A 10,449-nucleotide genomic window follows, 5' to 3' on the forward strand; every position below is an offset into this window, starting at 1 on the left:
AGCGGTATTCAGGGTATGCAGCATATCGTCACGCAGCGCACTTCCCGGCATATACGACGCGTTAGGTAGCACACGCCTCAGGCCAACTGTCTTTGGAGTTGTAATTAACAACCGCCGGGACCGCCAGCTTGGTTCCTAGAGCCTCTATCACTTGCATAATGTTCAAGTAAATATCTTCACGAATTTCGACAAAATCTGAATAGTCGTTGGACAAGACATAGGCGGCAATGGCGATATCAAGCGAGTGTGCGCCAAAACCTTCAAACCTTACCGTTACGGAATCGTTCGCCACTTTGGGGTGGGCAAGCAAAAGCGCGCGAAGTTCGCTCAGCAAATGGCGCAATTGTTCCGGAGATGTCTCGTAGCGCAGATTCAGCGTGGTGATCAAAAACATGTGATCACGCTTGGCGTAGTTCTCGATCTGCATGTTCGAGAACTCGCTGTTCGGAATGGTTAACAAGGTATGAGCCTGTGTGCGGATACGAGTCGACCGCATGCCAATGAATTCTACCGTGCCAGACTTGTCACCGAACTGGCAATAGTCTCCAACCGCGATGGGCTTGTCAAAATACAAGGTAATGCCTGATATGAAGTTTTGCAATGTTGATTGAGCAGCAAGCGCCACAGCCAAGCCGCCAAGCCCCAGACCAGCCAACACGCTTTGGTACGGAACCTGCAAGACGTCGGCCAACATCAACATGGCAAATACCACAACCGCCACGCGAATAATGCCCGCTACGAAAGACAACGGCGTAATGTGGCTGCTATGGATGGCATTTGTGGCTTTAAGGTGGCCCACAACCATGCCCACCCCAAGCAACACCAACATCATGGAAGAAAGTATGGCACAGGTCCAGCTAACGGCAACAAGCACGACCTGCACCAAATCCGGAAAACCCAGAACACGATCCGCAACACGCAACGCCAGCCCGATGGCAAGAAAACGGAATGACCATAGAAACAGCCATCGTGTAAAGAAACGCTGCCCTGATGCTTGTGAAAAATGGCGTAACACCAAAGCCTGAAACAGCATATTCAGCACCCGGCCCAATGCCAAGGCCATAACAAGCGCTGCCAAAAGGCCCAGCCATTGCCAGACTTCCATAGGCCCAACTTTCTCGACTAAGCCTCGGTTGATATGGCTGACGAAATCACGCGCTTTAAAATACAAGCTCTCTTGCGAGGGCTTTAAATACAAGACTTGGCTAGGAGGAAAATTATCCAATGCCGCATAAACGGCACGGATCGTCTCCAGCGTTTCCGGCGTGAACTGCCAGACAACGCCGTCTTCGGTTATGACCGGTCCGATCTCTATACGGCCGAACGGATGCTCAAAGTGCAGATAAGGCGACGTGCGCGCCGGGTCATCCGAAATCTCTTGCCATGTCAAAGGGCCAATACGCTGCAGCGACCGGTTAACGTAGCGTGCCAGCTTGGGGCCTTCATATTCCTTCGCCAGCGCCGACAAACCAGACATGTTCAATGTTGACATGGCCTGTTCCATCGAGTCTCCTGCCTCGGAAAACGAGTGAACAAGCGTGCGCATGGTGTCTCGGGGTGACTGCAGGCCTGCCCTGGGCCCATGTACCTGCGGGCGTGCTTTAGAAAGGGCGTGCGCGGTGGCTTTGAGCTCGTGCATGGGCGGCGGCGCCAGCAACCATTGACCTTCTTTTTTAACCATGCGCAAGACAAAGGCAACGTCGGTTCCGGCCTGCCCCAACGTTACCGAAATTTCTGATCCTGCAGGACGGTTCAACGACGTCCACACCGGAAAAGTAAGCCCATTCAATACCGAAAGCAGCGTTTGTGTATATTCCAGCTTGCTGACCCCGACATTCTCTTGCTCAGCAAAATCAATAAACAGCGAAGCCTCGCTTTGAAGCTCCATCCTGCCCGGGCCCACCGCGTTCATAATCGACAAAAAATGGTAAACGCTTTGGGCAGGTATGGATCGGTCCAGTTGCTCGCCAAGGAATTGGTTATCGGCCAGTACCCTGATGCCTGTCATCCATTCGCCTGTGCCAAACCGGGCAGTGAACGTTCTAGTGTCGGTGGACATGACCGCAACAAACGTACCTTGGCGGCCACCTTCTTTCCAGACGCCTCTAAGCTCACGCCCGATGATCGTCCCCTGGATCGTACCGCCATAAAGCTTATATCCGCCCGTTACCTGATCACCATCTTGTACCAACGATACTCGTGCGCCCCGATGCTTCCAGGTGGCATCCCAGTCACCCGTCCAGTCAATCTGCTGGGCATACGCGAAAGGCGCCACTATGCCCAATATAACGACCAGGAAAGCGCTAAGAAGCCCCCCACGAATGCTAGTGTTTTTCATGGGTCTGTCGCAACTCAAGGCCTTCGAGTATTGCCGCCATCAACAACTCGGGTCCATGGCTGTGGCCGGCAACCCCACGCTCTTCATTGCTGTGCTGCCAGTGGTTCAGCATGCGCGCAAACACGTCGCCTGCTGCAGCGGATGCAGGTGCGGCATTGTCGCCATCATTGTGGCGATAAATCGATTTACCCTTTTTGACCGTTTCTACCACGACCACTTGATGTAGTAGCTCTGGATCAATTGCTGTGGGATCTTGCGACAGAATAACGAAATCAGCGAGTTTGCCCCGCACTAAAGAGCCTTTACTGTCTTCTTCGTAATGCTGATAGGCCGGCCAAATAGTCATGGCCTTAAGCGCCGTCATGGCATCGACTCGTTGGTCAGGCCCCAGAATGTCTCCCGAACGCGTGCGGCGCGTAACCGTAGCCGAAAGCACCCGCATCGAGTCAGGGAACGCAACAGGCGCGTCGTGGTGAGTGGAAAACATCATGCCCCTTTCACGCACCCAGCCTGTAGGCGAGATATTGTCAGCGTTCTTTGGGCCAACCGTGCGGTCACGATGCCAGTCGCCCCAGTAAAAAGTGTGCATGGGAAACAGCGAAGGAAAAATATCGAGCTCATCCAGAGCCACAACTTGATCCTTACGAAGAAACTGACCATGAATAAGCACAGCACGGCGATCCTTGACCGGATGCTTGGCCTCGGCTGTTTTGACAGCGGCCAGCAATAAGTCGGAGGCCGCCTCACCGTTGGCATGGGTAATAATCTGCACATCGTTGGCGAACGCCCAGTCGATCGCATCGAAAGTCTGTTCGGCACTGACGGCCGAGTAACCATGATAATCGGCCCGATAGCCCTCGGGCGGGTTGTAGTACGGTCGGTCACGGTACGCAGTAAACCCCTGCGGCGAACCATCTATGGTCAGTTTCGCCCCGCCCACCCGGAAGCCATCCGTGTAGTCCTGGCTAGCGTTAGCCGCCACAAAATCCCGGTTTTCCATGACGTCGACATACGCAACCACATCAATGGGAATACGGCCGGCTGAGGCCGCACTCTGCATGAAAGGCACGATAAAAGATGTTGCGCGGCCTTCTTGTCCTGTGGTGTACCCATATTGGCTCAGCAGCCTTGTTCCCTGCTCGAATAGGACTTGTGCCTGCTCTGCCGTCATCTTGCCGAACTGTTTACCCAGGGAGGCAAAAAAAGCCGCCTCTTCCAGTATGCCGTTTGGCTCTTGTGAGTTGGCTTCACGGCGGATAACTCCGCCCTCTGGGTCTTGAGTGTCGGCGGTAATCCCCGCTGATTCAAGCGCTTTGGAATTCATGACACCGATATGACCCGACTGGTGAATAATGAGCACCGGCAGCTCTTTGGATACCGCGTCCAGGTCTTTACGTGTGGGATGCCTTTGCTCGGCCAGTTGTGCGTCATCGTAACCGAAGCCCAGAATCATCCCGATGGAATTTCGGGTACTGGCATGCTCTGTGGACCACGCCGCAAGCATGTCTTGCAGGCTTTTTATATCGTTGACCTTACCATCGGGAGGCGATAGCAGATTGGCGGAAATCGCCTGAAGGCCAATCATGAAAGCGTGGCCATGCGCATCGACAAATCCCGGCAGCAAGGTCCGCCCTGCAAGGTCGTGCGTAATCGTTTCCGCGCCCTTGTATTGCTCAATCTCTTCACTGGTACCGGCGGCAATGATCTTCCCGCCTTTGGTAGCCACTGCCTCCACACGCGGCTGGCTGTCATCCATGGTAAGGATCGGCCCCCCCTCCCATATCTGGTCGGCGAGTTCAACGGCAAGTACTGGTTGCAACACTAGCAAAGAGCCCAGCAAGGGTATCAGTCTGCACATTTTTGGAATAGCCATCAGCTTTCATCTCCTTTCTTTTGAAGAAATTAGTTACAGACTGGGTGTTTGATCGAACACCGTTGCCATAGTCTAAACGATGCGGCACGACGCCAACCGGCGTGAACGTTAAAATCGTGTCGCTCGTGCTGAAGCGGTACACCATCTGGTCAAACAAAAGAGGGCTGGGTAGGCTACCCAGCCCTCTTTACCTGGAGCTCACCGGGCACATGGCCTGATGTCGCCCGGCCGGCCGATGGAGTTTTATTCCACCTTAATGTTGTTGGTCTTGGCAACGTCGGCCCAGCGCGCTTTCTCGCTCTTGACGAACTCTGCGAACTCTTCAGGCGAGTTTCCTACAGGCTCCAGCCCCAGACCAGAAAGGCGCTCGTGAACATCCGGACGCTCCAGCGCACCCTGCACGATTTGGGCCAGCTTATCTACAGCCTCGGCGGGCGTGCCTTGCGGCACAAAGAACCCGTTCCACTCGTAAACGGTGAAATCCTCTACACCCGACTCGATCATGGTGGGGGTGTCTTTCAGCTCATCCATACGCTCTTTCGACGTTACAGCCAGCGCACGCAGTTTTCCTTGCGTTACATACGACAGACCCGAAGCCGCATTGGCAAAGTAGGCATCCACGTGGCCACCCATAACGTCCACAATGGCGGGCGCTCCGCCCTTATAGGGTATGTGGGTCACTTCGATGCCGGTATCTATTTTCAGCAGCTCGCCTGCCATTTGAGCCAGGCTTCCAGGACCATACGAGGCGTAGGTCAGCGTATCGGGCTTTGCTTTGGCAGCCGACACATAGTCATCCAGTGTCTTGTAGGGTGAATCGGTCGACACCACCAGGATGTTGGGAACAATGCCGGCCAACGTCACCGGAATGAAATCCTTGTCTGCATCATAAGGAAGCGTGCGCAACACAGCGTTGATCGCAAAAGAGGACGCATCGTACAACACGGTGTAGCCGTCCGGCTTAGCCCGTGACACGACACCTGCACCAATAGAGCCACTGGCGCCAGGCCGGTTGTCGATCACGACCGTTTGGCCGCTAACCGCTTCCATACCCTGAGCAATAATACGGGCCGCATTGTCAGCGCCACCGCCTGCCGAGTAGGGCACAACCAAGGTGATGGTCTGTTCTGGATAATCGGCGGCGTATGACGCGGAGGCCGCGAACGCAAAGCTGACTGCAATACCGGTAAGCGTGAATCGATTGAGTTTCATGGGAGAGCTCCTTTTATATTTCGTTGTTGCAGCAAGGGGATTACAACTAAGGGTTGAATTGATAAAGATGCGCGGGGTTATCAACCAGCACGCGCTGTTGCAGGGAGTCATCGTTGCACCAATCGGCAAGAAGCTCCAAAAGCTGTGTGTCGTCCGGTTTATGCAGGGGTTCGGTCACGTGCGGCCAATCTGAACCCCACACCGCCCTGTCGGGCGCAACGGACAACCATTTTCGGGCCAATGCAATGGTGTCGTGATAACCACCCTTTGCACCAGCCACAGAATCAAGATAGGGGCCGCTTAACTTAACCCACGCACGTCCGGACTCCAGCAAGGTCCTGACGACAGGAAAAGCCGGGTGAGAAAACGAGTCGGACAAGGGCAATCTGGCGAGGTGATCAAATACCAGCTGCACAGGCAGACGCTTGAGCAAGGCTGCTTGCTGCGCTATTTGGTCTGCCGTCCAATGCAGTTGCAGATGCCAGCCGAAAGGCGCCACTTTATTGGCCAGACGCTCTACATCATTGAAGTCACCTGCGCCGGCATTGGGCGCATGCAGGCTCAGGCGCACACCGCGAATACCACCGTCGTGCAGCGCCTGTAGTGCCGCTTCGTCAATATCGGCAGCGACAACGGCTATGCCGCGTGTTTGCTCAATACCCAAGGCACTGATTGCGTACAGTGTGGCAGCGTTATCCGTACCATATACGCGCGGCTGCACAACAACAGCGCGCGTCGTGCCCAGCAACGCCTGCAGCTTTTTATATGAAGCCACCGTTGCGCCATTAACCATGCCATCCTGTGCCCGAAACGATGGCTCGTAGATATGTATGTGCGCATCACACGCGCCAGCAGGCACGGCGAGACGAGGACGCCGATACGCGGTGGAATTCGGTATTGAAATGCCATCGGTCGGGCGAACTTCGCTCATTCAACACTCCCTGGCTTCAAGCGCTCAACCTCGGCAGCGATAAGCTCCCCGTGCTGATTCAAGGTCGGCGCAGCGAAGGGCTCTGGTCCAGGCGTTCTGCTGAATTTGACTGCGCGCTTCAAGCCGCGATACTTACCCACCTCTGGGTGGTCGTAGACCGCAATCATGTCTTCGGCCTGCACCTGCGGGAAGCTGAACATGTCTTCCACTGCCCGCGCTGCAGCGCAAGGCACCTCTTCGCCAAATAGCGTCTCCCATTCAAGCGCGCTGCGCATCTGCAGCGCGGCATGCAAACGGGGAATGATTTCCTCATGGTGCGCGGCACGCTTGCGCACCGTGTCATAACGATCATTGGACAGCAAGTCCGTCAATCCGGCCTTTTCGCATAATGCCGCCCAGAATCGTGGTGTATTGGCGGAGATGTACAGCCAACCGTCTTTGGTGGGATGAATGCCGGTAACGCCGCCCGAGCGCATATCACGCCACACTTCTTTGGGTTCGGAATCAGCCCACACCAGCCGCGCAGATTGCATGGCCAGCGCCGAGCGCAGCAGCGAAACCCCTACATATTGCCCTTGGCCACTATGCTCGCGTTCGTAAAGCGCCGAGGACACCGCACCGAAAAGCAATGCCGCCGCATAGTAATCGACCACGGAACCGTACAGAATCTCTGGTGGCCCGCCATCCTTGCCCTGCAGTGTGCACATACCGCTAAGCGTTTGCAGGACTTGATCGTAGCCTGCCTTACCCTTAAGCGGCCCGGTTTCACCGTATCCTGTGACCGCACAATAGATGAGGCGCGGATTCAGTGCAGCAAGCTTGACATAGTCGATACCCAAACGCTCGGGCACACCTGGCCGGAAGTTGTGCACAAACACATCCGCAGTCTCGACGAGGGTGATCAAGCGAGCTTGGTCTTCAGGGTTTTTCAAATCGAGCACCGCACCGATCTTGCTGCGGTTGACGCCCAGAAAGGCCCGGCTTTCAGCTTGCAGTGTCGACGGATACTTGCGTAGATTGTCGCCGACAGGCGGTTCTATCTTGATCACCTCGGCCCCCATGTCCGCAAGCAAAGAGCAACCATAGGGCCCGGCAATGTATGCGCTCAGGTCCAGCACACGTATCCCGCTCAGGGGCCCGGCTGCACCGCTACGCGGCGGAAAGGGGCTGGGCTGGCCGCGTGGACTGTGAGTATTCGACATGTCTTGGTTCTCTCTCGTTGGGACGGGCTTCGCTGTCATGGGGTTGGCCGTGCCGTATCCAGAATTGCCTTGGCGCGCTGAACAAAGGGGGCATCTATCATCTTGCCATCCACGACACACACGCCCTGCCCTTGCGCACGGGCGTGATTAGCTGCATCAACGACGCGCTGCGCAAATTCAATCTCTTCGGCAGTAGGCATAAATGCAAGATTCGCCAAGGCTATCTGACTGGGATGTATGCAGCTCTTTCCGATAAAACCCATGCGTCGAGCCAGCGCAGCCTCGTCACGAAATCCTTCCGTATCTTTAATGTTGGCGAACGCCCCATCGATGGCATAGACGCCGGCTTCGGCGGCCGCCAGACGCGTCTGGAACAGCACTTGTTCGAGCGCACTGCGTTCATGCCGTGCAATGCCCGCAGGCTCGAACAGATCAGCCAAACCCAACTGCAGGCCGCGCACACGCGCATCCGCCGCCGCAAGATCAGCGGCAAGACGCAAGGCACGCGGCGTTTCAATATTCAACAACAAACCTGTCGTTTGCGACAGCGCGTGCCGCGCCTCCAGCCTGCTCATCTCATGGGAAACCTCGCGGACCTGGTCGGCCGAGTCTGGCTTGGGCAAGTTGATCAGGTCCACACCTGAACGCACACAAGCAGCAAGATCATCCTGATGCTCGATGGTATCGCACGCATTGATGCGAACAATCACAACTTTCCCATTCCGCAGCGTGGCGTCGTCATCCATGCGATCCAGCCAGCCAACAATGTTTTGCCTGGCCTGGGCTTTCTGTTCGGCGCTCACCGAATCTTCAAGATCCAGCGAAATGGCATCGGCCGGCCCGGCAAACGCTTTGGCAAACAAGTCTGGCCGTGAGCCCGGGACGAATAATTTACTGCGCATGGTGTGTGTCCATCGTCTTGTGATAGATAAATCAGTCTAGGGGCATAAGAAGCAAAAAACCAGCAGGTTTGATAGCTTTTATAATTAAGTAAAACTTAACTTTAAGCGCGGGCAGCGATTGCCTGAAAGGCGTATTTCAGTGGATCTTCGATTTCTTAAAACCTTGCACCTGGTGGCCCAGGTGGGTTCCATGGCGCAAGCAGCACGCCAACTAGAGATCTCTCCAGCCGCAGTGGTACACCAACTAAAAGCCCTTGAGAAAGACGTGGGCGCCAAACTGATCGTCCGCTCCGGTCGCAGCGTTACCCCAACCGACGCAGGCTACCGCTTGTTGAACAGCACCCGAAGGCCACTGGCTCAGCTGGAAGAGGCCCGGGTAACGGTACACGGTAGTGCAATGACAGGCGAGCTCAGGCTGGGCAGCATCAACTCGGCCTTGCATAGTCTTTTGCCCGATATTCTGGCCCGATACGCCGCCGATTTTCCCGATGTGCAGCTGCATGTTCACGCCAACGTTTCACCGACCTTGTTTCAGCAACTACAAGAAGACGTGATTGATCTGGCTATTTGCCAGCATCCACCGTTTGAGCTGCCCAAAACATTCCACTGGATACAACTCAGGGAGGAGCCCCTGACAGTGCTTGTGCACAACGACCTTGCACAACATCCTATTGAAGATCTTTTGCGGACACAGCCATTTATCCGATATGACCGCAAACTGGCCGGCGGCAGACAGGCCGACTCCTACCTGCGAAACCGCGGGATTGCGGTTCATGACACATGCGAACTGGACTCTCTGCTTGCGATTGCATTGATGATTCATCAACGGCAAGGGGTGTCGCTGGTACCCCGCTTTGAATCGCTGCTGATCGCCGGACTGCAGATCACGCCCCTGGCCTTGCCTGATGCGCCGGTCGCCCGGAGTTTCGGGCTATTATGGAAAATAGCATCTCCGAAAGGCGCGCTGATCGCCGCCCTACCCCGTTACGCAAGGCCCGACCATGACTGACAAGACAAATCCTCCCACAGAGACCTCCCAATCAGCGTACGAAAAAGGCCTGGGTATACGTAGAGAGGTACTTGGCGACAAATGGGTGGACCGTTCACTGTCCCGGCGCACTGAATTCAACACCGAGTTTCAGGAAATGATCACACGCTACGCCTGGAACGAGATCTGGTGCCGGCCTGGCCTCTCACGCCAGATGCGACGCATCATGGTACTGAGCGTCACCATGTCGCTTGGGCGCTGGGAAGAATTTGAGCTGCACGTGCGCGCAGCCCTGCAAGCCACCGACGGAACCGGGCTGACAGCTGAAGAGCTCAAAGAGGTTCTGCTCCAGAACGCCATCTACGCCGGCGTACCCGCATCCAACACAGCCTTCAATCTGGCACAAAACATACTTAACGAAGTGCAGGGCTGAGTCACCAAGCGTTTGGCTTTCGGTTGACCAAACTCAGCTCGCCAAAACAGAAAAGACCACCTGACGGCAGCCTTTTCCATTACATCTGAACAATCTAGGAAAAATCTAAGCTTTCGCGGGATCCTACACCCCTTGTAGGATCCGATTTGAACTTAGATTGGCAACTTTCAAAATCAATCTATTAGAAAGCTAGAATCGGACAGACGCCATCATTTTGTCCTATTTTTTTAGATTTCCCTACTTGGTGAAGATGTTGGTGCATACTGACTGCTTGGTTAGTGGCATTAAAGTATTGCGCTGACATGCCGTTCGACGTAAAGGTTCCCAATGTCGAAACACGCAAAGCCATTGCGGAACTTGAGACCCGAGGGGCAATCGATTCGACCGTGCTGACGAACTGATGTCAGATCTACATTCGGAAGATTAGTCGTGCATTAGATGATGCTCGATAGTAAGCGTACGCCCAGTACCGTCTTGCGTTACAGCTGAATTTCCATCAAGCGCCGATTGGCCTCATGCAGATCGAAGGCGGTCGGGTCGAATGGGCCGCCGTGCCACTGCATCATATTG

General features: G+C 55.1%; 8 protein-coding genes. 2 read left to right on the forward strand and 6 right to left on the reverse strand.

The window, feature by feature from the left end:
• Nucleotides 1-61: 61 nt before the first annotated feature.
• The 6 genes from LKR43_RS08460 to LKR43_RS08485 form a co-directional block, all read right to left on the reverse strand.
• Nucleotides 62-2,338 (reverse strand): mechanosensitive ion channel family protein, encoded by a 2,277-nt coding sequence (locus LKR43_RS08460; protein WP_227683599.1) that lies wholly within the window; start codon nt 2,336-2,338, stop codon nt 62-64.
• Nucleotides 2,325-4,211, reverse strand: a complete 1,887-nt coding sequence (locus LKR43_RS08465) for an amidohydrolase (RefSeq protein WP_227683600.1) — start codon at nt 4,209-4,211, stop codon at nt 2,325-2,327. Before LKR43_RS08465 ends, LKR43_RS08460 begins: the two co-directional genes overlap by 14 nt.
• Before the next feature lie 243 nt (nt 4,212-4,454).
• Nucleotides 4,455-5,423, reverse strand: coding sequence for a tripartite tricarboxylate transporter substrate binding protein (locus tag LKR43_RS08470; protein WP_227683601.1), 969 nt, complete (start codon nt 5,421-5,423; stop codon nt 4,455-4,457).
• 46 nt (nt 5,424-5,469) lie between these two features.
• Nucleotides 5,470-6,354, reverse strand: a complete 885-nt coding sequence (locus LKR43_RS08475; protein WP_227683602.1) for an amidohydrolase — start codon at nt 6,352-6,354, stop codon at nt 5,470-5,472.
• Nucleotides 6,351-7,556: a CaiB/BaiF CoA-transferase family protein gene (locus tag LKR43_RS08480; protein WP_227683603.1), complete on the reverse strand. Its 1,206-nt coding sequence runs from the start codon at nt 7,554-7,556 to the stop codon at nt 6,351-6,353. The genes LKR43_RS08475 and LKR43_RS08480 overlap by 4 nt, the downstream gene beginning before the upstream one ends.
• 35 nt (nt 7,557-7,591) lie before the next feature.
• Complete coding sequence (locus LKR43_RS08485) at nt 7,592-8,458, reverse strand: CoA ester lyase (RefSeq protein ID WP_227683604.1); 867 nt, start codon at nt 8,456-8,458, stop codon at nt 7,592-7,594.
• A gap of 139 nt (nt 8,459-8,597) precedes the next feature.
• On the opposite strand from LKR43_RS08485, the gene LKR43_RS08490 reads away from it, so the two are divergent.
• On the forward strand, nt 8,598-9,467 hold the full coding sequence (locus LKR43_RS08490; protein ID WP_227683605.1) for a LysR substrate-binding domain-containing protein: 870 nt from the start codon (nt 8,598-8,600) through the stop codon (nt 9,465-9,467).
• Nucleotides 9,460-9,879, forward strand: a complete 420-nt coding sequence (locus LKR43_RS08495) for a carboxymuconolactone decarboxylase family protein (protein ID WP_227683606.1) — start codon at nt 9,460-9,462, stop codon at nt 9,877-9,879. Before LKR43_RS08490 ends, LKR43_RS08495 begins: the two co-directional genes overlap by 8 nt.
• The last annotated feature ends 570 nt before the right edge of the window (nt 9,880-10,449 follow it).

Origin of the sequence: Pusillimonas sp. MFBS29, from assembly GCF_020687695.1 — a bacterium.
Taxonomy (GTDB): Bacteria; Pseudomonadota; Gammaproteobacteria; order Burkholderiales; family Burkholderiaceae_B; genus Pusillimonas_C.